The sequence below is a fragment of the Peribacillus sp. NPDC096540 genome, from assembly GCF_050278525.1.
Classification (GTDB): domain Bacteria; phylum Bacillota; class Bacilli; order Bacillales; family DSM-1321; genus Peribacillus.
In genome coordinates, this window is sequence record NZ_JBNNTG010000023.1 from 24263 (window position 1) to 47333 (window position 23071).

Consider the following 23071-nt stretch of genomic DNA (forward strand, 5'->3'; position numbering starts at 1 on the left):
CCTTTTAGTGTTAAAACCTTCAAGTTTTTTTTGTAAAATAAAGATAACGTTACTTTTTTGTAAGGGATTGATTATTCTAGAAGATTAGAAAATCATTGGAATCAAATAGAAATGGTTGCACTTGATGAGCTTGTTCCTTAGGATCAATTGTTTAGATGCTGCCTTTTTAAAAGGCTTCTTTTTGACGAGTTTCTTCTATTATTTAATGATCTTTCTAAAGTCCTTTTCACTCACCAACTTCTTTAAAATCTTCCGTTACTTGCTAAGCCATATCATTTTCTTCACGCTTCCGTTATTGAATGCGATCCCGTTCTTCTTACTTAAGAGGATAAACCAAAATTAACGATCAATGATTATGGAACACCAGGCTCCATGAAATGAAGGCTCATGTTCAATTACCAAGCAAAAAAAAAGAGACCATATGGATTCTTTATTTAGATAGGTCTGACATTTTCATTAAAAGCCTGATCATTTAATAAATTAAATCGGGTTATCCACTCTCTATAACCAAACCTTACATATTTTGAACTTCGATTTTCTCCATTTCTTTCTTCCTCTTCTTTGAAACATGTTCACGGCCTGATATCCAATTCCCCAGTAAGATTACTGTCCCAAATGCACCTAGAAAAATTAACCCCTTATCATCTTTGTAAATAAAAATCATTATGAGCATTAAAGACAACCTATATGCATTTTATCGATTACAGCAACCACTAATTCGTGAAGTAACCGGGTAGATTGGGCAAGGCTTGAAGTAGACTTGGAAATTTCGTAAAAAACCCTAACTAAAAGAGATAGTTAGGGTTTTTAAAGATTACATTTGTCAGATTGATAGACACATATTATATGATAGATAAGAGAATCGCTGAACGGTAATTCCTCTACAGCAAGGGGGTTCTTTCTTAAGGTTATTGAAACATTTTCTTCAAAAAGCGATACAAGCCATCTTCTCTATAAGAATACTCTGTCACTTCATCGGCCTGTTCTTTGACAAGGTCAGTGGCATTTTTCATGGCCGTACAATGCCCAGCGAATTTAAATAGCGGGAGGTCATTTTCGCCATCGCCTACTGCCAGGATATTTTCCGGTGCTAACTGGAAATGCTTCATTAATATTTGAACGCCAGTTGCTTTTGAGACACCTTCCACTGTAACTTCCAAGTTGTGATGCGTGGAAGAAGCAGTCGTAAAAGCATTATACTGCTTGATCTTTTCCAAATCTGCTTTCCATTTCCGAATGACATTGATTTCATTGCTGAAAAAGTAGATTTTGGCGACGCTTTTTATATCCAATTGTTCTGACCAGTGTATTTTTCCATCCATTGCATCCTGTCTTGATAGCCATTCATTTTCTTCGACTGTTGCAGGCTTGGGCCCCATACCCTGTTTAACCATAAAGTCTTTATCTTTAAGTAATGCCATCCGTGATCCCTCGTTCGGATGAACTTCGTAATAAATCTCTCCCTCTCCTGCTTTGGTGACCAATTCTTCCACAAGTTCAGGCGACAGAGTGTGTTCGACAATCTGCTTATTTCCAATAAATGCAAACATTCCATTCGCAGTTACCATTCCATCCACTTTCAAATCAGCTGGCAAAACGTCTCTTACTTCTTTTAACGTTCTTCCCGTTGCAATAAAAATCAACTTTCCACTTTCTCTAAGTTCGATTAAATAATTTTTCAGTGTCTCATTCACCGTATTTATTTCATTCAGTGTCGTGCCATCCAAATCTAGCACAATTACTTTAAACATACTATCACCTCATAAATTTCTATTATGTAATAAAAATGCCAACAGCCTACTATCTATAAGATCTTAGGCTGTTGGCAGATATATGATTTTTTCCTTATTCAATATCAGATTAAGATAATCCTAATAGTTTCATAATACTTAGAATTAAGAGACCAACCACGCCAAAGTCTGAATCACCAAATGTGGTACCTTCAAACCCTACATCTCCTAAGAAGACCAAGAGAACCGCCGGCAGAAAACTAATAATGATTCCGTTGGCAAATGATCCTAGCATCGCTCCACGTCGGCCACCCGTAGCATTTCCAAATACACCGGCAGCTGCCCCGGTAAAGAAATGTGGTACTAGCCCTGGAACGATAACTTTTAATCCTATTGCCGGAAGAAGGAACATGGATAATAGTCCAGCTAAAAAACTGAATAAGAACCCGATGATCACTGCGTTTGGAGCGAATGGAAAGATGGTTGGACAATCCAAAGCAGGCTTTGTATCAGGCGCAACTTTATCCGCAATCCCTTTGAAGGCAGGAACGATTTCAGCAATTAACATCCGTACTCCCGCAAGAATGATGTACACACCTGCCGCAAATGTTATCGCCTGGATGAATGAAAATACGATAAAGTTAGAACCACCGGATAGTTTCGTTTCAATATAGTCCTGACCTGCAAACAACGCAACAATCACAAAGAACAATGTCATCGTTAGTGATACAGCGACTGAAGTGTCCCTTAAAAATCCTAATGATTTAGGAACTTTAATCTGCTCCGTTGTCTTTTCCTTATTTCCAAACCATTTTCCAACAGTTGCGGAAACAAAATACCCAATCGTCCCAAAGTGGCCGATGGCAAAATCATCGCTTCCGGTAATCTTCCGTACGTATGGTTGAAGGATAGCAGGGAACAACACCATGCATACCCCTAATATAATAGAACCGACCAGGATAAGCGGAACACCGTTAAGCCCTCCGACCGACAGGGTGACCGCAATTAAACAAGCCATAAATAAAGTATGATGGCCAGTTAAAAATATATATTTAAATGGCGTGAAACGAGCTAGTAAAACATTGACAACCATACCAAATACCATAATAAGTGCAGTCGAAGTACCAAAATCACTTTGTGCTGCTGCGACAATGGCCTCGTTATTTGGTATGACGCCTTGAACATTGAACGCATGATCGAACATTTGACTGAATATATCAAGGGCGCCAACAAGTACTGTCGCTCCCGCTCCAATAATAATGAAGCCCATGACGGTTTTTAGCGTTCCAGATACAACATCTGCACTGGACTTTCGCTGTAACAGCAAGCCAATGAGAGCAAACAGCCCCACAAGTATGGAAGGTGTACCCAAGATGTCATTCATGATAAGTTCCAGCATTGCCTCTCCCCCTCTTCATTCTGTTTTTTATTATAGATGTGACGCTAATTTCGATGTAATTTCAGGAATGCTCATCATGTTTTCCAGGGTAACAATCGTACGGGTCCCATCGTCAAGCTGACCTACAATATCCGCTGCTCCAAGGAAAATATCCGCCTGTACCGTTTTTGCGGATGTTAGATCTGTATGATCTACCTCCGCCGTTTTTCCCATTTCCGTTAAAGCCTTTTTCACATTCATCTCCATAATGAAACTGCTGCCTAATCCGTTCCCGCACACTACCATGATTTTCTTCATATCAATCTCTCCTTTTTTATCCTAAATGCGACTCTAATTTAGATTTGATTTCAGGAATGCTCATCATATTTTCAAGCGTAACGATTGTTCGGGTTCCATCATCTAGCTGGCCAACAATATCTGCTGCTCCAAGGAAAATATCCGCTTGCACTGTTTTTGCAGATGTAAGATCTGTATGATCTACCTCAGCTGTTTTTCCCATTTCCGTTAATGCTTTTTTTTACATTCATTTCCATTATGAAACTGCTGCCTAATCCGTTTCCGCACACTACCATGATTTTCATTCCGCTTCCTCCTTTGAATATTTATGAACATACTCCATAAGCACAGATTTATCTGAAGTCTGTAAAATCTCCTCAATATTAGCTGGTTCATTCAATAATTGAGTGAGCTGAATTAATGCCCGCAAATGCGAATCGTTATCTACAGCCGCCAAAACAATAATCAGCCGGACCGGTTTATCTGGCGCAAAGTCCACAGGTTCGTCCAATTTCAACAGACTCATAGATAAAGAGCGAACTCCCTGCTCCGGACGCGCATGAGGAATGGCCACTCCAGGCGTGATGACCACATATGGGCCATTCGTTTCTATAGCCTCAATCATGGCTTCCACATATCTCTCTTCGACAGTTCCTAAATCCACGAGAGGCTTGGCCGCGATTTGAATGGCTTCTTTCCAATCTGAAACATGCGACTGTAATTGAATCGTTTGTATGTTGAGTAATTCTTCTAACACAGGCTTCTCTGCCTCCTTTAAAGAAAATTGGGTTACTTTTGGTTTATGATTATACACATTTGATTGAAGTGCCTTTTCAAGCTGATCCAGTTCATGTATGGTTGCATACTTGGAAATGACTTTTAATAATGCTGCAACATCTACATTATCCGTCGTATAACCATACAATTCCTGCATGACCTGCTGACGCAGGTAATGTTTGTCCTGCATTTCTAAAATAGGCGGTACAACAAATAAAGTTGCTTTTGTTCTCATATGCACCGTTGAAAAAACAAGATCGTACGACAGTCGATACTCAGCGGCATTTCGAACAGACAGAACATCCAGAAACAAAATATCCGGAAACAATTCTCTCAATGTATAAATGAGAATATTGCTGATTCCTATTCCATTCGGGCATACAACAATCGCTCTTTTTCGATCATCCAATGTTGTCCCTTGCTTGCGCAGCCATCCGCCAAAATAGATAGTAAAGTATGCTACTTCTTCTTCAGATACTGAACGGCCAATCTCTTTTTCTAATAGCCATAGAGATTTTTTGGTCAGATGATGCAGTTCAGGATAGACCTTCTGCACCCGTTCTGTCATCAGATTCATTTGCGGGAGCCCATATTTCAGGCGATGATAAGCCGGTTTAAAATGAACGTACAATTGTTGGCATAGCTGTTCTTTATCATGTAAATGAACAAAAGCCAATCTCTCAAACTCTTCCACAATCTTATGCAAAAGATGTTGAATGAATTCATCATCCTTAAGAGGGGATATATCCTTCGTTCGATTCATACTTAGTAAATGTAAGGTTGCGTATAAATTTTCCGTTTCGCTCCATACTGATTGAAAAGCATCCGTTTTGGTCATTTCCTCAACCATTTTAAATTCTTCAGTTGTAACAAACTGCGCCCAGCTCTGATCAGATTGTAATTCTTCTCCTTTTCCAATGAGCTGATCTGTACATAAAAACAAATATGTCAGTTCATGAAGCCGTTCATCCGTAAAGGTAATGCCCAATTTACGCTCGATTCTTTCAAGCTGAAACCGGATTGAGCTTATTTGTTTTTCTTGATTTCTCCAAATACACTCAATGATCAGATTGCTATTTGAACTGTTTAGTACATCATGCACGAGATGTTCGATAATGTATCTCTTTACTCGACTTTCACCTTTTATCACGTAACCATCTTGTTTGGAGTATTGAATCTTAAGCGCTAATTTCTGCGTCTTCTCCTTGAGTCGTTTCAAATCTTTCAACACAGTATTTCGAGAAAGCCCTGTGATCGATTGGAAATGATAGACGGATAATTCTTCTGGGCTTAACAGGATCATGAGGTAAAAAACTTTTTCTCTATCTGTCTCTGAAAATATATAATTGCGTTTTGTCAGTTTTACGTTCAATTCTTCATCTCTGATGTTTCCAGAAAAGGAATAGCCTGTTTCACGATTATATTGAATGGGCTGATATCCTTGAAATTGGAGCCAGTCATTCGCTTTATTCAGGCCATATTGTATTTGCCTTCTCGTCAAACCTGTTTGGGCTTCAAGTTCTTTCATTTTTGAAATGGGCGAATGCTCCAATAGTTTTAGTAACTTAGCGCTTCTTTCATCTAAAAACATTCTCTTCTCCCTCTCCCTGCTTCTACGATATCTTACTTCTTATTAGAAATGTAGCGTTTCTAAGTCCGAATGTTGTCGTAGGTACTGCACAATAATATACTCTTTAAACATTTGTGCACAATACGGCATCCTTGCTTAAGATTTTTTCGTTCATGTACGTATGTAGGTTTAATAAGTAAGACGTTTATTTTTTTCTTTCCCTTCACTAGACTACTATAGGATTATTCTATGGAATTCATTTAGCCTGTTACCATTTCTTTTTATAATGATGTTTTTCCAGAAGGTACAAAAGGATTCTTTGTTTACCTGGACCTTATAAATAAAAGAATTAAATGTAAGCTTAAAGTCATATATTTTTTAATATTAAATTTACCAAGCATACCACGATATGCATAAATATTTGAATCCAAATTGACAATATGTATACGATTGTATACAATTATTAACATGACAATATGTATACAATCGTATACATAGGAAGGGGTTCTATAATGAAAAATGAAAAATTCAAGAACGAGGGACATCACCGTGGTGAGCATAACAGTGGAAAGGGCCATGGTCCAAAAACCTTTCGCCGAGGGCGGGCAATTGCTTTTTTAGAAATGATGAATCTTAAACGTTCAACCATTAAGGAACAGTTAGATAAACCAGAATTTCAATCCATTAATCAGATCTTAGTCGGTGAATTAAAAGCCATTGATATGTTAATCAACGAATTCATTCATTTATTTGAAATACAAGAAGGTGAAGCACCCGATAAGAAAAGTGAAGAAAAGGAAACTTCCAATAATGGTGGGAAAGGAATTGAAATGAATGAAACAAATTAACAATTATATCGATTCAGTGTTTTATACCCAAGATGCTCTTTTGGAAGAAGTCATTACGTCCATACAAGAAAACGGAATGCCGTCCATATCGGTATCTCCCTCATCTGGAAAACTCCTTACCTTGCTTATATCCATTTCAGGGGCTAAAAATGTTTTGGAAATAGGCGCTCTTGGGGGCTATAGCGGGATTTGCCTTGCCAGGGGATTCGGCAGCAAAGGAAAATTGACCTCCCTTGAATTAAAGGAGACATACGCAAAGTTAGCAAATAGCAATCTTTCTAAAGCTGGCTTTGGCGATCAAGTATCATATATGACCGGAGCAGCCCTGCAAAGCCTTGAAAAACTTGTTGGTGATAACAAGAGATTTGACTTTTTCTTTATAGATGCTGACAAGGAAAATTATGAAAATTACCTGCAATATTGCATTAAACTGGCGGAACCGGGTGCTTTAATAGTTATGGATAACGTACTTGCGGGAGGCAGTGTGGCAGACGAAGATGCTAAACCTAAACATTATACTGCATTTATGAAGACATTCAATGAAACTGTGGCTAATCATCCTCAATTAGAATCCCTGCTTATACCAATCGGTGATGGGCTGACCATTTCAAAAGTAATTACTCAAACTCACGAGTATAACAGCTAATTTCTCGAATAAATTGCTCAAACTCACGTGTTAAGCGCAAACTCACGAGTATAACAGCTAATTTCACGAGTAAATTGCTCAAACTCACGAGTAAAGCAGTAAAACTCACGAGTAAAACAGCTAAATTCTCGAATATATTGCCCAAACTCTCGTGTAAAGCGCAAACTCACGAGTATAACAGCTAGATTCACGCATATATCGCTCAATCTCACGAATATATTGCCCAAACTCTCGTGTAAGCACAAACTCACGAGTATAACAGCTAAATTCTCGAATATATCGCCCAAACTTTCATGTAAAGCGCAAACTCATGAGAATAACAGCTAAATTCACGCATATATCGCTCAATCTCTCGTGTATATCACCTAAACTCACGAAGTCATGAAGAAAAATAAACTGAATTTCTATAATCTTGAATGAAAATGATTTTTATTATCAATAATAAAATGGAAGAAGGGTAACCAGTATGATGGTTACCCTCGGTGATTTAAATCTCTGGATCAAATGTTTTGCAATCAGTTTCTTCGCTATTGGATGCTTGATTCCCTTTATTACTAACTACATAAATAGCATCAGCACTACATTTGTTTCCAGAATCCCAAAATTTACAATTATTCACTTCACATAGAACATCTTTTGCCATAGTATCACACCTCCTCATTTGCTATCATTAACAAAGTTGGGATTATTGATACTTTCCTTTTTCAGGTTCAATTTCCTTCACTTTAAAGTAAACGTCATGAACAGGGAATATAAGCTTTTTAACCGATTAACTTTAAGAACTTTATTCCCGTTAAACTGTTTAGATTATGACATTAGTCGTTTCTTTTTCTGTTCACAATATCCTTTGACGTTGATTAGGTATGAATGAACATAAAAAAACCGGGCAACTTTCGCCCGGAATCTTTAACATTATGCTGACTTTTCCAGTAGTTCGGCTTGTGGGATTTTCCAAAGCTCCCGCCATTTTTTCAAGGCTGATACAAGAATGACTAAGCCTAGGCATAAATATAAAATACTCCATTTATGTATACGTTTCTTACCATCCAGTTACCCCGCTACATTAACCTGAAATAAGTAGGCAAGAGGTACGAGCCATGTCCATATGTCTGCAATTTTAAGACGACAGTCACACCGATGATGAGTCCAATCGAGGCCATAAGCTGATTTGATACACCAAATAGTGCCCAAATAAAGCAGGCTGACGCACTGGCTAAGAAATCCTTGTCGAGTCTTGTTTTTAACGATTAACACTGACTAATTAGGGGCGCCAATCCATGAACCTGAGATTGGTTATTCCTCGGGCACTATGTGCACAGATTAAACTCCTGCTAGTATTTTTAGAATGGAAAAGACAATCTTACCTAATCCAAGGGGAAAATCGTCTGTTTGATATTATTCATTGCATGTTCGGGATAGGCCCAAGTTTCAGTGTTCTTCTATGTAAAGATATACTATTCATATTGGCTCAGAAATGGTTTCAAGCTTGCTTAAGTCAGATTAACCGTACATTCATGATGGGCTTCGATTGTTTGTAAGAAGCTTTGCATGGAGTTTGTCATATAAGCATCTTTACGGTGAATGAAGACAGTCGAAATATTGCCGTAATCTTCTGGAATTGCATGAACATGCACATTTTCATTGGCTGCAAGGTGATTTACCGCTGATTGTGGTACGAGGGTAATGCCAAGGCCGAGTGTTACGCTGGTTAAGATGGTTTCCAATACATTGAACTCCATAATCCTTTTAGGCATCACTTCTTCCTCTTTCAACCATTGTTCTAGTTTAGATCGATATCCACAACCCTGACTGAATACTAAAATTGGTTCTGTTAAAAATTCTTCAAGGTTTAATGTTTCATTTCTTGTAACTAAAACAAGTTTTTCTGTACACACATCGTATTGCTGAATGAGTGGATGTTTAATCGGTCCTGTAACAAAAGCGCCGTCTAGACTATGATCAATAACAGCTTTAATTAAATCCTCTGTTAACCCAGCCTTTATGGATAAATCGACATTTGGATACTGTTTATGATAAGAGGCTAGAATCTTAGGAAGACCGCTGACCGTTTCAACTGTACCGATGTTCAATATCCCTGTAGGTGTTTCACTATCCAGGAATACTTGCTTGAGTTCTTCCATATCAAGCAAAATTTTGTTTACATACTCCAGCATTTTTCGTGCCTCTGCGGTTAAAGACATACCACGTTTATGTCTATTAAATAAAGGCGTCCGTAACTCATGCTCTAAATGCTTAATCCTCGCCGTTACATTGGATTGGACGTAATTCAACTCAACAGCAGCCTTACTTATGCTTCCATATTTAGCGACGCACTGGAATATTTGCAAATCCCGCATTTCCATAAAAGTGACCCCCTTTCTCAAATATCATTAATAATGATGGTTATATTCATTTTAAGTCATTTTACATGATAATGACTTTATCATAAGGTGTGTATAGGAATTTAATCAATCATTATTTTTTTGAGGGGAAGCTTTAAATGAAAAAAAATCAAGTTTTAATAGGTGCACTTTTATGTTTGACAGCCAGCATTTCTTGGGGAGCCATGTTTCCAGTTGCAGAAAGGGCACTCATGTATATAGATCCTTTTTATTTCTCTTTTCTGCGATATTTAGCTGTAAGCATAATTTTAGGGATATTGCTTTTAATTAAAGAGGGAAAGAAATCTTTTCACTTGGAAGGGAAAGGAAAGAATTTATTATTTTTTGGGACAATGGCGTTTACAGTATACAACTTTCTCATTTTCTCAGGTCAAGACTTACTGGGCCATAACGGGGTAATTGTTGCTTCGATTATGGAATCATTAATGCCTATGATTTCAATTTTAATAATGTGGGTTTTGAAAAATGCCAGACCTATGAAATATACTCTCGCAAGTATGTTCCTTGCCTTAATAGGGGCCATTCTTGTAATTACCAATGGCAACTTATCATTTCTATTTTTATTGAAAGATAGCATCATTCCTATACTTTTCATTCTTATTGGTGTTATAGGATGGGTTATATATACGATGGGCGGCAACCAGTTTAAAGAATGGTCAACACTCCGCTATTCGACTTTAACGTGTATTTTAGGAACATCAGTATCAGCAATCATAACATTCTTTGGAACTGTACTGGGCCTGTCTGTTCCCACAGCAGAGGTTATTGAATCCATTTATGGCGAGATGATTTTTATGATTATTTTCCCCGGTGCCATAGCACTTTTAAGCTGGAATTTAGGTATTAAACTTTTAACGCCCATTAATGGCATTCTATTTATCAATTTAGTTCCAATAACCACGTTAGCTATTGTTTTTATCCAAGGGGGATCACTTACATCATTCGAATTACTGGGAACTTTTTTAGTGATATATGCATTGATTCAAAACAATTATTATCAAAGAAAAAACTTGCCTTCCCAAGTTGAAGAATTGCATCCAAGGAAAGAAAAAAGAATCAGTTAATTATTAAGGTACAAAACATCAATGGGGAGGACAATAATGGATTACTTAACACTTATAATAATCTTTGGATTGGCTGTACTGTGGGAATTGGCCACGATTAATAAGAATGTGAAAAAGATGAATGAGCAAAATGCAGAATTAATTAATCTATATCATGATAGAAGTAAAAGAATTAAGTAAAATAGACTTTTGGCGATACAACGCAAAAAAGCCTGTCATTTAGATAGGCTTCAGACTGTAGACAATTTGAACGCTAATTGGAACGTAGGGCACTCGCTTTCCGCGGGCGGTCCGCCCTCGGCACTCTTTGCGCCTGTGGGGTCTCCCTTGGACGCGCCTTTCCCGCAGGAGTCTCGAACACCCGCTCCAATCTACTTTTTTAAATTTAGATCTAATAACTGAAGCCTTTTAGAGGGGCTTTTTTGTATTTTTGATGATCGTACTATTCACCAAGCTAAATCGACGGCCCTATATTCAAGCTCAGCCTATTGGCATGAACCTCCTTGATTGCATGTCCACAGTTCGCTTACCTTCACTTTGTCGGCGGCCGCGAGCAAATAGAAAAGAGCATGTGTTGAAAAATGATTGATCAAAACCTGCCTTTTTTATGGATAATGCGTAAGCACTTCATAAGCCTTATCAATTAACAATTCACTATTTTTGTTTTTTTATGATTGTTCTTTTTGACATTTTACCATTATAAATTTAAATGGAGGTTTATTTTCCATATTCTTATGCGGCTCGACAATTTCCGAAAATTCCGCCAATCCATATTTTCCAAATTCTTGTTTTATCGAATCGGAATCATAAAAAAACATTTTTACACCTTCCATTATCTCGAAATAGTCTTTATCCAGTTGTTTGCCCTTTCCAAACATTGGGGCTTCTTTTGAAATAGTAGTAAAAATCATATAACCGTTTGGCTTTAACTGATTATAGCAATCTTTAATAAACTTTTCTCTCTCACGATTATTCAATAAGTGAATAAGTGCATAACAAAATATACCATCATAAAGTTTGTTATCATAAGGCATATCGGTTACTGAACCATGAAAAATACTAATATTAAGACCATTTTGCCTTGCCAAATCAATCGCTGTTTTTGAAATCTCAATACCTGTTATATTTATTCCATTATCAATAAAAACCTTTGCGTTTCTGCCATATCCAATACCAGGAATCAAAATATCCTTAACTTTATTCTCAAGGAAAAAGTCCTTTGTCAAGATTGCGGAGTCTGAAGGTTCAAATCCCCACATCATTTGATTTTCTATAAAACTTGATTCCCAGAATTCTGTCATACCTCAATCTCCTTTACAAATATTAGCTCTTTTACTTTGGCTGTTTTCGCATACTTTGTTGCTATTCACCAAGTAATGCGGTGTGGTTGATTTCCCCTCCATTGCTCGCTTTCCGCGGGGCGGGCGGTGAGCCTCCTCGGCGTGAACGCCTGTGGGGTCTCACCTGTCCCGCTGCTCCCGCAGGAGTCTCGCACTTCCGCTCCAATCAACCTTAAATAGTTTCGTTTTAAAAACAACAATCTTTACGAAAAGAGCTTTTTCTTTTTAAAAATGCTCTTATGCAGTCAAGGATTTTATGCCTCCAAAAGAAATGCAGCTTCAACTAAATCCATGATGACTCCAGCCGCCGCTTTATTGCCCTCCGCCGCCGCAATCACCAGCTGAGAAGGCGTGCTGAGTGATGTATCTCCACATGCATATACTCCTTCAACCGTTGTTCGTCCAAATGAATCCACTTTAATCCCGCCGTTTGGAGTGATCTCGCAGCCGAGCTGTTCCGCAAAAGGAGCAGACTGCACCAAGTCTGTCACCACAATCCCTGCCTCCCTTTTGATTTCCTGTCCGTTTTGCATCCGGATCGATGTCAGCTGCCCTCCTTTCGATTTAAGACTTTCAATCTTTTCTTCCACGACTGTTACGTGCTGCCTAGCAAAGATATCCTTCTCTTCATCAAGAACCTGATAGCCATTTGTAAACACAATTACATCACCGCTCCAGTTTGACAGCAGTTTTCCCATATGAAAAGCCCGTTCATTTTCTGCAATCACCGCCAATGCTTGGCTCCGCATTTCCCAGCCGTCACAAAACGGACAGCTGAAAACACTCGTTCCGTATACATTCTGTATGCCTGGAATCTCCGGCAAAACATCCCGAAGACCTGTTGCGAGAAGCACTTTTTTCGCCATGTAACCCGTTCCGCCTTTCGTTTGAATTCGGAACACACCACTGGCTTTTTCAATAATCTCCACCCGTTCCTCCTTAATGGAGACGGACGGATATTTCTGGACATCCGTTCTTGCCCGCTTCTTGAACTCTGCCGGCTTTACCCCATCCTGTGTGATAAATCCGTGCGACTCCTGCGTCACCCGATTACGGGGTTTATCCTCATCAAACAAAATTGTTTTCCGTCCAGCACGCCCCATGACCAATGCGGCATTCAGTCCTGCAGGTCCTCCACCAATAATTACACAATCCAACACATGAAACACTCCTTCTTTATAAAGCCTATTAAAGACCCTTAATATCCTTAATTTGTGCAAAAAAATTTATTTTTCTTTTTTTGTCTCATGACAATGTCTTTTTTCTATTTGCTCCGCAATGCTTTGAATCGTTCGTCCAGCCAGTTCTTTCTTCATGTTGCCTTCCGCCTCGATCATCACGCGCTCAATTAAACACTCGCTTTCTTCATGGTCCAACGCACAGTTGAAAAGCACCGACTGACCCTCCACCGCTTCAATAACATCCAGAAACGAAATGTCCTGCGCGCGGCGTGAAATACTGTAGCCGCCTTTTGCCCCTGGCACTGATTCAATTAATCCAGCCTTCACAAGCTTCGTCAAAATCTTCGACAAGTACGTCGGGGACAAATCCTGCATGTACGCCAGCTGATCCACGCTTACCGTCTGACCTTTTGGTTCCATCGTTAAATGCACCATTGTATGTAGTGCATAATTGGTTGCCTTTGAATACTTCATTGATGCACCTCATAATTAAAACTATTACAGACTTTTAATATCCTTAATTGATTGTAACTCAAGCTGCAAAAAACCGCAAACTTTTTTCACCTCTCCTAACGATTGATCATCCTGCTAAAATCTTCTCTTGTAATAATCTAAACTTACATTTTTTAAACAACAGTACGTTCCCATTAGGTATTCCTTTTTAATACTGGTTACAATCCACACGAGAAAGTAAGGCAAAAAAAGTATGAGCTCTGTAAATACAGAACTCATACCCTGCCTGTGTCAACTTTTTGGGTTGAACACGTTTTTTTTAATTTCATTAATCAAGCATTCGGCTCTCCCTTACAAAATCCATTCTTATCCAGTTTATTCACCAAGTTTCTTCCGTATATCCGCCGCTACATTCTTTAATGCCTTTTTGGATCCCCTTCCAAGGTCCCGGTCCAATTTCCTTTCTTTATAACTGACAAATAAGGTATTCAGATCATAGCCTTCGGGATATAAATCGACGGCTTTTATTTCAAGCTCCAGCCTATTGGCATGAACCTCCATGAATGTATCCTCGAAAAGCACAACTAAATTATTGTAAGAATCCATCTTTTTATATACAATGCCGTAACCATTCAGTTCAGTTAACTTTACCTTGTCTCCAACTTCAAATTCATACAATGCTTCCTTTGGAGCTGCCGTTACTTTCGGTTTTTTGATTTTACCTTCTCGAATACAGTCCAAGTCATAGTCTTTATTGTCAATATAACTCTTTGCCTTTTGCAAAACCTTTTCTCGCACATTCATTTTTTTTGCGATCCAAAGTGCGTTACTTTCCCCTGATTTACCAATCACTAGCTTATACATGGGCTCTAATGTTTCACTATTAAATTGCATGGCCGCATTCATAAAATCACTGTGTATTTCCGAATAGCGTTTGATTTCACCATAATGGGTGGTTGCAACTGTTATGCAGCCCATATGATAAAATTCCTCGAGTATTGCAATAGCTAGAGCTGCGCCTTCATTCGGTTCTGTCCCGCTCCCTATTTCATCGAATAAAAGCAATGAATTATTGGTTGATGCACTCATAATATCTGAGATGTTTTTCATATGTGATGAAAAAGTACTGAGCGCATTTTCAATACTTTGATTATCGCCGATATCAACAAACACTTGATCAAAGACTGCCAGTTCCGTCCCCTCGTTTCCTGCAACATGAAACCCTGACATAACAGCCAATGTAAGGATACCGATCGTTTTCAGGACCACTGTTTTACCGCCTGCATTAGGACCTGTAATAATTAAGCTGCGATAGTCCTTACCAATTTCAAAATCCAAAGGTACGCTATTTTGGGGCAAAAGAGGATGTTTACAACCTATTAACTGAATATAACCATGATTATTGATTTTCGGTTCAATGGCATCCATGCTTTTACTGAACTTTGCTTTTGCGAAAATCATGTCGTATTGACTGATTAGTTCTATATTTATTTTGATAGGTTTCAGTTCCTCGTAAATCGTGCCGGATAGAGTGGCTAAAAGTTGATACACTTCCATCGATTCTTCAGCTTTTAAACTCGCTAATTCTACATTTAATTTGGTCACAGATGTTGGTTCAATGAACACAGTTGCCCCTTTAGATGATACTTCAACGATTGTTCCAGCCACCTGATTTTTATAAGAAGCTTTAATGGGGATCGTAAAGCGATCATCTTTTTTACTGATAAAAAACTCCTGAATGAACTCTTTGTTGGCTGCACTCTTTAAAAATTTATTTAAGCGTTCCTCTATTTTACTTTCTGTCTTAATAATTTGATTCCGGATGCGCTTCAAATCCTTACTTGCTTCGGAAACCACCATATTTCCTTTTATAACGAATTGAATCTCTTCTTCAATGCTCCTGAATTCAGTCATGGAGTAAGCATATGAATGCAGTGTGGGTGCGAAGAATTCTTTATCGGCCATGAATTTCTTGATATTCCTGCAACCTCTTAAGAAATCTGCTATAGCAACTAATTCACCCGGTTCCAAAATCATTCCCTTTCCCAGTTTTTCAATATGGTATCCAACATTAGATATGCCCTTTAAGGGAATATGGTTTTCAGCATTCAGTAAATTCCTTGCCTCAGTCGTCTCGTTTAAACGAATTTTAACCACATTCAACTGGGTACTTGGCTGAAGCTGATCCAACAACGCTTTTCCTAAACCACTTACGCAATGGTCTTTCACCATTTCTTTCAGTTCTATATATTGTAATTTTTCGTATGTCATCTTATTCATTATGATTGCCTCCTTGAATGAGTGAGTGATAAAATTCCCGAATCCAAAAAATGCCCGCAATGGTCCCCCTACCTTTACAAATGAACAAGCCATTTGAGTAGAAAGCTCCTGCGGGCATCGGCCTTATCTATAGATAAGTACCTAAAATCGATAACAAATTGGGCAGCTCGAATAGACCTGCGTACACAAAAAAGCATGATAGGACAAATCCCACCATGCTTTTCGTCGTAACACCTACATGTTACACGATTTATGGAAAAGGAAGCAGTCTTAAGGTAGGTATTCACAATGCAAAGTTGCACTGTAAAAAAAGGCATACTTAATCCACTGACATATCAGTGATTAAATACCTTATTCAACTAAATTAGTTGATACCTACTCCCGACATAAAACACCACACCTTTTCTTAGATTGGAATTAACATACCATATCAGTAAGAAAGAGTCAATATGCAATGGATCATTCTAATCAAGAAAACAAAAATGCAGCCAAGCCCATGATTTTAACGATTGCTTTAGTTCTTGCCGCGATATTGCTTTTTACAATAAGAGGGTTTTGGATTTATACACAATGAGTTATCAAAGCTATAAAATGATGAATTGTTTTGGTTGAAATCCTACATTATACTGTAACAACATACAAAAAGGTTTTGAAAGACCGCCTGGATGAACTTCTCTTACTGAAACTTCATTATAACGAAACAATTTTATGGGATAAGAGAGTTTACTCCATTCCTAAATGCCAAAGTTTTAACCTCCGCCACGGAGCATTTCCAGGGCTAACTAAACGTTTTAGCAATGATGCTTCAGTAACTCCCTTTTCAATGTCTGAATATTTACTTTAAAATCGGGGTATGTTATCCTTATATTAACATAAACTAAAAACAGCCCCATGCGCTAACATGAGGCTGACAACTAGCAAGAGTGGTTGGTCACAACTAACTTAATTAATCGTCAGAAGAAGAACCATTGCCATCTTGGGAGGATGAGTGGTTCTTTTTCCTTTTCTTGGCGAACATAGACAGGATAAGACTGGTTGCTACAGCAACAAATATCTCTTTACCCATATCTGTAATTAAGTTCAATAAGAAATGAATCATGCGGTCACCTCCTTCCCCATCTATAATTAGATGGAAAAAGCCAAAACCGTGACCTACCACTCTATCCTCAGTTGTCCCTCTATTTTATCATATTTTTTCCATTATGTTAAATATATGTAAATTGATAAGAGGAGTATTCCTCCCCCTTCTACTCTGGAGTAGATTAATTCCCTTTGTTTACAAGTGCAGCTAACATTTGGCGAAAAGGCTTCCTGCAAATTAATGAGACCGTTTTAATTAGCTCAAATTTCTATTGATCCTGTTAAGTCATAAGGAACATCTTGTGGTTCTCAACTGTTATGTATTTCGGAAATTTTGACAAGTCCAATCTACAGGCGTTTTAAAAGAACCTGAATCTCTCTCTACTTTTCCCGGAAACTTATTCCAAAACTTAGATTTATCGATTCCGATCATCCTATTCCTGCTGATAGACATTGGCTTCATAGTTGCGATGATTATGGGGATCAGGACGATAAGAGGCAGTATAATCTTATTCAGCGTTATATCAAACGGCATATTTTTCACTTTTTTATTAGCATTGGCAAATGGACTTTCAGAACCGTAAGAATAGGGGATTATCCATTGGATAATCCCCTTTGCGGTTTAAGCTTCATCACTCATTATGAGAGGGACTGTTTTCCCTTCATTCACGTTAATCAATCCATGGTCGGTTATTTTCAGAGCCGGACTGACAGGAAGCGATAAGGTGCTTAATGACATGATGACATTATAATGTTCGTAGCCTAATGATTTAAGTGCATCTGTCAGGTGCTGAACCTGCCTTGATACGATGTCCATTGGCTCTTCGGAAAGAATGCCTCCTACCGGAAGAGGAATCATGGATAGGACCTTGCCATCTTCAACGCAGCAGACTCCGCCTTGTTTCCTTATTACTTCGTTAGCGGCAATCATCATATCCTGCTTATTATGGCCAATCACCAAAAGATTATGGTTATCATGCGAATAGGTGGTGGCAACAGCTCCACGCTTCAAAACATCGCCGGTGATCAACCCGTGTGCCCGGTTACCGTTTTTCCCGTATCGTTCGAATGTGGCGATTAAACCATAAGGGCTTTCTTCCCAGCATAATTCACCATTCTTCCCTTCTAAACTATCATGGGTTTCAGATGTGAAAGTAGATCCATTCTGCACGTTTATGATCCGGCACTTGCTGCGTTCAAGCGTATCTGGGATTGTGATGTTAAAATCGTTTTCCGTAAGTTCCGCAAGCTTCACACTTTGATAGAAATGCTCAGGAAATTGTCTTTCCTTCACTTCTTGCACATATAGCCGTGAAGATTCATAAACTAGCTCACCTTTTTTGTATACTTGTTCAATATCGAATGTTTCCAAGTTGGATAGCAGCAGAAAATCTGCCGTTTTTCCAGGTGCAATGGCGCCACGGTCATACATTCTCATCCGCTGAGCAGGTGTATAGGTGCATGCATAAATGGCTTTTTCCGGAGTCATGCCCATTTGAATGGCTTTCTTTAAAAGGACATTCAAATGTCCTCTGTTTTGGAAAGAGTCGGTCATGACATCATCGGTGACAAAGCAGAAATGCTCATCCACCTGCTTTTCCTTCAAGTAATTTATCACTTCTTCAGTCATTGATTTTTCTTGAATCTCAATGAACATTCCGGCAGCGATCCTCGCGTCCATCCCTTCCACGGTCTGGTGTGTATGATCTGAATTCACTCCGGCATAAACAATCTTCTGCAAGTCCAAGTCGAGCAGTTTTGGAACGTGCCCCTCTATGATTAGATCTGGATAACGGGAACGGATATGGGACAAGATCCGATTCGTTTTGCAATCGGGGTCGGATATGACCTCATAGTAATTCATGATCTCGCCGAGACATTTAATGTCCTCCGTTTGCATCAATTCATCTATATCATCTATTTCTATAGAACCGCCTGTTGTTTCCATCGATGTCGCAGGAACGGAACTCGGGATGGCATAAAACATATCCGCTACGCAATCTTTACTTGCTTTGATCATTTCCTTCACACCGGAAATTCCGAAAACATTGGCCATTTCATGCGGTTCCGGCACGATCGTCGTCACGCCATTCTTGATTAACCCGTAGGAAAAAGTCGCAGGCGTCACCATCGTACTTTCAATGTGGAGATGGATATCGATCAGGCCTGGAACCATATACTTCCCCTGCCCATCGACGATTCGTTCCGGCTCGAAGGCATCCAATTCCCTGTCTCCGATATAATAGAACTTTCCATCTTTGATGGCAGCATTCCCTTTAATGAATCTTTTAAAATAGCTGTTAAACACGTTGATATCTCTTACAAGCATATCCATTCGCATAACTTACCCTCCTAAGCTAGTCAACAAGCACCATCTGGTTTCTTGGAATTTCAAGGATGATTTCCTGACCCGTCCGATAGGATTCCGACATTTCCTTGTTAACAGTGAAATCCCCTATTGGAGTTTCAACGACATATTGATAGCTTCTTCCCAGATAGGTACTTACCTTAACTCGGCCAGATAAACTATTTTCCTGAACAGCTCCAGTGTTATCTTTTTCCCTGATCAACAGATCGTCCGGCCTGATGGCGCCCACTTTTCCCGTTGCATTGGTCATCTGGGCATCCTTGTTCAGCACAAATGAGTATCCGGATTTGTTCAGTTCAATTTTACCGTCATGATCTGTCCGCTTATCGAAGTCAATGAAGTTCTTGAAGCCGATGAAGTCTGCGACAAACTTGGTTTCAGGATATTTGTAAATGGTCGCAGGATCACTAAGTTGCTCGATGATCCCTTTATTCATAATCGCCACCTGGTCGGATATCGAAAAGCATTCTTCCTGGTCATGGGAGACATATACCGTTGTAATCCCCAGCTCTTGTTGGATACGGCGAATCTCGACTCTCATATTCACCCTTAAGTTGGCATCAAGATTACTCAATGGCTCGTCAAATAATAGGATGTCCGGTTCAATCACCAGCGCCCTGGCAATCGCAACCCGCTGCTTTTGCCCTCCGGAAAGTTCTTGGGGATATCTCTTTTCAAATCCTTTTAAATTAACGATTTCGAGCACATTCATTACTTTTTTTTCGATTTCACTTTTAGAGTTCTTTCTCAGACGGAGACCGAATGCAATATTATCGAATATCGACAAATGCGGAAATAATGCATAGTTTTGAAACACAAAGCCAAAATTCCGCTTGTTAACGGGCACTTTCGTATAGTCCTTTTCCTTGAATAAAAACTTCCCTTCGTTCGCCTGTAAAAAACCGGCAATTAAACGCAGGGTCGTCGTTTTCCCACAGCCGCTCGGGCCAAGAAGAGATACCAGTTTCCCTTTTTCAATCTCAAGATTGAAATCTTTTAATATATTCTGTTTGTTATATGCTACAGATATATCTTGTAAAGTGAATAAAGCCATCCATCATTACCTCCTTTATCGTTTTGTGAAATAAGACAATCCCATGAGCCGTTCTACTATAAACATGAAGAAAGCCGTTATGAACATGAGTAATACGGAAATGGCCGAAATGGTAGGATCGAAGTAGTTCTCCACATACGTCAGCATCTGAATCGGAAACGTACTTACCCCAGGGCCTGTCATATAAACTGAAATGTCTACATTATTGAAGGATTCCAAGAAGGCGATCATGACTGCCGCCAGAATTCCTGATTTTATATTCGGGAGGACGACTGTAAAGAATGTGCCCAATTTACTGGCTCCAAGACTCTCCGCCGCTTCTTCAATGGAAAAGTCAAAGTTTGATAAGCTTGAAGAAATCACACGGATGATGAACGGCAGCATGATAACTGTATGTCCCACAAACAGAGCCGCATAAATCGGAAGCTGATAAGCCCCCACAATATAACGTAAAAACGCAAAGCCCAGCACAATTCCCGGTATTAATATTGGAGAAACGAAAAATGCATTAATCACGCTTTTCCCTTTGAAATCAAATCGGCTTAATGCATAGGCAGCCGGCACTCCCAGTATCAGTGCCAAAAGGTTGCCTGCCAGTGAAACAAGGATGGACGTTTTAAAAGCGACCAAAAACATTTCCACATTAAAAATATTTTCGTACCATCTTAAAGAGAACTCTTCTGGCGGGAACTTCAAAATATTTCCGCCTTCAAATGACGTAACGGATATGATAAGCAAAGGCCCTAGTAAAAAAAGGAACACCAGGAGAGTAAACAGGGCCAATCCTCGATTTTTTTCCTGCATACACCTCTACCCCTTTGGATTTAATTTTTTTGCCAAACCATTCATGATCGATATGATAAGAACTGTCACTGCAATCATGATGGTAGCGACAATCGATGCCACTTGCCATTCGTTCAATGTAATCGCGTTTTGATAAAGAAATGTCGAAATGACCCGCTGTTTCCCACCTAATAAAGCAGGCGTTGTATAGGCCGTGAAGCTCCCTACAAAAACAAGGATGCTGCCAATGACCAAACCAGGAACCGAAAGCGGAATGATCACTTTTGAGAATACTGCTAATCTTGATGCTCCAAGGCTCTCGGCCGCTTTTAATAAGTCAGTCTCGATGTTCTCCATCACACCCACCAGCGTCACGATGATCAATGGCAGGAATAAATGGACCAATCCGATGATGATGGCAGTAGGCGTGTACAATATATCAAGCGGCTTTTCAATCAAGCCCATGCCCATAAGCAATTTATTCACCACACCGTTTTTACCTATAATCACCATCCAGCTGAATGAGCGGACCACTGGGCTTGTTAATAGCGGGAAGATCGTCAGCAAAAGCATGATGGCTTTTTTTCGTTGTTTCAATTTTGAAATGTAATAAGCTGCTGGAAATCCTAATAGAATGCAAATGATTGTCGTGAAAAGACTCACCCTAAGTGTCGTCAGGAGAATTTCAATAAAGTATCGATCTTGGAAAAAATCGAGATATCCTTGTATGGAAAAACCGCCGCTTTCATTAAAAAATGTCGTGCCAATCGTCATTAGGATCGGAATGATCATGAAAATCGTTAAAAATAGAATGCCTGGAAACAGCAGCATGTATAGATAGCGTTTTTTCACCTCGGAACCCCCTGTTCGTATTATTTATGAATTGATTATGCGAATGAACAGGTCGAAAAACGCTTCCGCATCGACGTCCAGACAAACATGCGCATTTGGCGGCTTCATCAGCCTATTTTGAAAGTCGCAAACCATCTGTCCGTCACAAAGCTCACTCTTTGTTTCAACATCCACATAGTATTCTTTACTTGTGACAAGATCTTTTTGCAAAGCGATAGCTACAGCTAATGGATCATGCATCGCACATGCCCATATACCGTTACGTTCAAAATACCTTTTCCGATATTCAGACGTACTGTCTCTTATATAGTCAGCAAGTGTACTGTTTTGAATCAATTGTATATGCTCTTCTGTGAGAAGAACATTTCTCGTGACATCAAGACCAACTTGTGTAATCGATTCGAACCCCGCTTGTAATACAATTTTGGCAGCTTCAGGGTCGACAAACGTGTTATACTCAGAGGTTGGTGTGACATTGCCAACCCCTGTAACAACTCCGCCCATGAAAATGACTTCTTTAACAAGCTTGGTAATTTGCGGACATTTTTTCACCGCTAATGCCAAATTCGTAAGAGGTCCCGTCATGACAAGCGTCACTTCACCAGGAAAATTCAAAATGGAATTGATAATGAAATCAGAAGCAAATCCATCATCAGGCTGCTTTTTGACTGGCACATCCTTCAAAGCTCCGCCAATCCCGTCTTCGCCATGGATCCGGTGTTCAAAAAAGGGGCTCCTGATAATTGGGCTATCTGCCCCCTTTATGACTGAAATGTCCTGTTCACTCAATAAATCCAATATTTTGCATGTATTCAGTGTGGCCGTATCAAGTGATACATTCCCGTTCACTGTTGTTACCGCCAATATGTCGAATTGACGGCTTTTAACAGCAAGAATGATTCCAATCGCATCATCTATTCCAGTATCCACATCAAGAATCATTTTTTTCTTCATCAAGCACACCTCTT

21 protein-coding genes and 2 pseudogenes are annotated in these 23071 nt (G+C 39.2%); 4 read left to right on the top strand and 19 right to left on the bottom strand.

Going from position 1 to position 23071, the window contains the following annotated elements:
• Positions 1-514: 514 nt before the first annotated feature.
• The 6 genes and pseudogenes from ACQKMR_RS18530 to ACQKMR_RS18555 all read right to left on the bottom strand — a co-directional run bounded on the left by ACQKMR_RS18530 (position 515) and on the right by ACQKMR_RS18555 (position 5773).
• Positions 515-673: a hypothetical protein gene (locus ACQKMR_RS18530; protein ID WP_427698623.1), complete on the bottom strand. Its 159-nt coding sequence runs from the start codon at positions 671-673 to the stop codon at positions 515-517.
• A gap of 235 nt (positions 674-908) precedes the next feature.
• Positions 909-1751, bottom strand: coding sequence for an HAD family hydrolase (locus ACQKMR_RS18535; protein ID WP_427698624.1), 843 nt, complete (start codon positions 1749-1751; stop codon positions 909-911).
• Positions 1752-1860: 109 nt separating this feature from the next.
• On the bottom strand, positions 1861-3129 hold the full coding sequence (locus ACQKMR_RS18540; protein ID WP_053347685.1) for a PTS ascorbate transporter subunit IIC: 1269 nt from the start codon (positions 3127-3129) through the stop codon (positions 1861-1863).
• Positions 3130-3159: 30 nt separating this feature from the next.
• Entirely contained in the window at positions 3160-3426 is a 267-nt protein-coding gene (locus ACQKMR_RS18545; protein WP_053347686.1) for a PTS sugar transporter subunit IIB, read from the bottom strand.
• Positions 3427-3442: 16 nt separating this feature from the next.
• Positions 3443-3710, bottom strand: a pseudogene (locus ACQKMR_RS18550) (PTS sugar transporter subunit IIB).
• Positions 3707-5773, bottom strand: coding sequence for a BglG family transcription antiterminator (locus tag ACQKMR_RS18555; RefSeq protein ID WP_427698625.1), 2067 nt, complete (start codon positions 5771-5773; stop codon positions 3707-3709). Before ACQKMR_RS18555 ends, ACQKMR_RS18550 begins: the two are co-directional and overlap by 4 nt.
• Before the next feature lie 491 nt (positions 5774-6264).
• Here ACQKMR_RS18555 and ACQKMR_RS18560 point away from each other — a divergent pair, with 491 nt between their 5' ends.
• Positions 6265-6600 (top strand): hypothetical protein, encoded by a 336-nt coding sequence (locus tag ACQKMR_RS18560; protein WP_427698626.1) that lies wholly within the window; start codon positions 6265-6267, stop codon positions 6598-6600.
• Positions 6587-7246, top strand: coding sequence for an O-methyltransferase (locus ACQKMR_RS18565; protein WP_427698627.1), 660 nt, complete (start codon positions 6587-6589; stop codon positions 7244-7246). The genes ACQKMR_RS18560 and ACQKMR_RS18565 overlap by 14 nt, the downstream gene beginning before the upstream one ends.
• 487 nt (positions 7247-7733) lie before the next feature.
• Here ACQKMR_RS18565 and ACQKMR_RS18570 read toward each other — a convergent pair whose 3' ends face one another.
• From ACQKMR_RS18570 to ACQKMR_RS18580, 3 genes and pseudogenes are all read right to left on the bottom strand, one after another.
• Complete coding sequence (locus ACQKMR_RS18570) at positions 7734-7889, bottom strand: DUF1540 domain-containing protein (protein WP_377375388.1); 156 nt, start codon at positions 7887-7889, stop codon at positions 7734-7736.
• Between the two features lie 269 nt (positions 7890-8158).
• Positions 8159-8460: pseudogene (locus ACQKMR_RS18575) on the bottom strand (carbon starvation CstA family protein); the annotation flags it as partial.
• A gap of 276 nt (positions 8461-8736) precedes the next feature.
• Complete coding sequence (locus ACQKMR_RS18580; RefSeq protein ID WP_427698628.1) at positions 8737-9609, bottom strand: LysR family transcriptional regulator; 873 nt, start codon at positions 9607-9609, stop codon at positions 8737-8739.
• 137 nt (positions 9610-9746) lie between these two features.
• Here ACQKMR_RS18580 and ACQKMR_RS18585 point away from each other — a divergent pair, with 137 nt between their 5' ends.
• Together ACQKMR_RS18585 and ACQKMR_RS18590 are read left to right on the top strand one after the other, a co-directional pair.
• Positions 9747-10712: a DMT family transporter gene (locus tag ACQKMR_RS18585; RefSeq protein WP_427698629.1), complete on the top strand. Its 966-nt coding sequence runs from the start codon at positions 9747-9749 to the stop codon at positions 10710-10712.
• A 36-nt stretch (positions 10713-10748) separates the two neighbouring features.
• On the top strand, positions 10749-10892 hold the full coding sequence (locus tag ACQKMR_RS18590) for a hypothetical protein (protein WP_427698630.1): 144 nt from the start codon (positions 10749-10751) through the stop codon (positions 10890-10892).
• Positions 10893-11380: 488 nt separating this feature from the next.
• Here the strand turns inward: ACQKMR_RS18590 and ACQKMR_RS18595 are convergent, their stop codons facing one another.
• The 10 genes from ACQKMR_RS18595 to ACQKMR_RS18640 all read right to left on the bottom strand — a co-directional run bounded on the left by ACQKMR_RS18595 (position 11381) and on the right by ACQKMR_RS18640 (position 23057).
• A complete protein-coding gene (locus ACQKMR_RS18595; protein WP_427698631.1) occupies positions 11381-12013 on the bottom strand; it encodes a class I SAM-dependent methyltransferase in 633 nt (210 codons plus the stop codon).
• 293 nt (positions 12014-12306) lie between these two features.
• Positions 12307-13212 carry an NAD(P)/FAD-dependent oxidoreductase gene (locus ACQKMR_RS18600; RefSeq protein WP_427698632.1) on the bottom strand — a complete coding sequence of 302 codons (906 nt, stop codon included), beginning with the start codon at positions 13210-13212 and terminating at the stop codon, positions 12307-12309.
• Between the two features lie 66 nt (positions 13213-13278).
• Positions 13279-13707 (bottom strand): RrF2 family transcriptional regulator, encoded by a 429-nt coding sequence (locus ACQKMR_RS18605; RefSeq protein ID WP_427698633.1) that lies wholly within the window; start codon positions 13705-13707, stop codon positions 13279-13281.
• 354 nt (positions 13708-14061) lie between these two features.
• Complete coding sequence (locus ACQKMR_RS18610) at positions 14062-15966, bottom strand: endonuclease MutS2 (RefSeq protein ID WP_427698634.1); 1905 nt, start codon at positions 15964-15966, stop codon at positions 14062-14064.
• A gap of 946 nt (positions 15967-16912) precedes the next feature.
• Positions 16913-17065, bottom strand: a complete 153-nt coding sequence (locus ACQKMR_RS18615; RefSeq protein ID WP_153246156.1) for a hypothetical protein — start codon at positions 17063-17065, stop codon at positions 16913-16915.
• A 603-nt stretch (positions 17066-17668) separates the two neighbouring features.
• Complete coding sequence (locus ACQKMR_RS18620; RefSeq protein WP_427698635.1) at positions 17669-19387, bottom strand: adenine deaminase; 1719 nt, start codon at positions 19385-19387, stop codon at positions 17669-17671.
• 16 nt (positions 19388-19403) lie between these two features.
• On the bottom strand, positions 19404-20468 hold the full coding sequence (locus ACQKMR_RS18625) for an ABC transporter ATP-binding protein (protein ID WP_427698636.1): 1065 nt from the start codon (positions 20466-20468) through the stop codon (positions 19404-19406).
• Between the two features lie 15 nt (positions 20469-20483).
• Positions 20484-21272 (bottom strand): ABC transporter permease, encoded by a 789-nt coding sequence (locus ACQKMR_RS18630; protein WP_427698637.1) that lies wholly within the window; start codon positions 21270-21272, stop codon positions 20484-20486.
• A 6-nt stretch (positions 21273-21278) separates the two neighbouring features.
• Complete coding sequence (locus ACQKMR_RS18635; RefSeq protein WP_427698638.1) at positions 21279-22103, bottom strand: ABC transporter permease; 825 nt, start codon at positions 22101-22103, stop codon at positions 21279-21281.
• A 24-nt stretch (positions 22104-22127) separates the two neighbouring features.
• Entirely contained in the window at positions 22128-23057 is a 930-nt protein-coding gene (locus tag ACQKMR_RS18640) for a nucleoside hydrolase (RefSeq protein ID WP_427698639.1), read from the bottom strand.
• Positions 23058-23071: the final 14 nt, after the last annotated feature.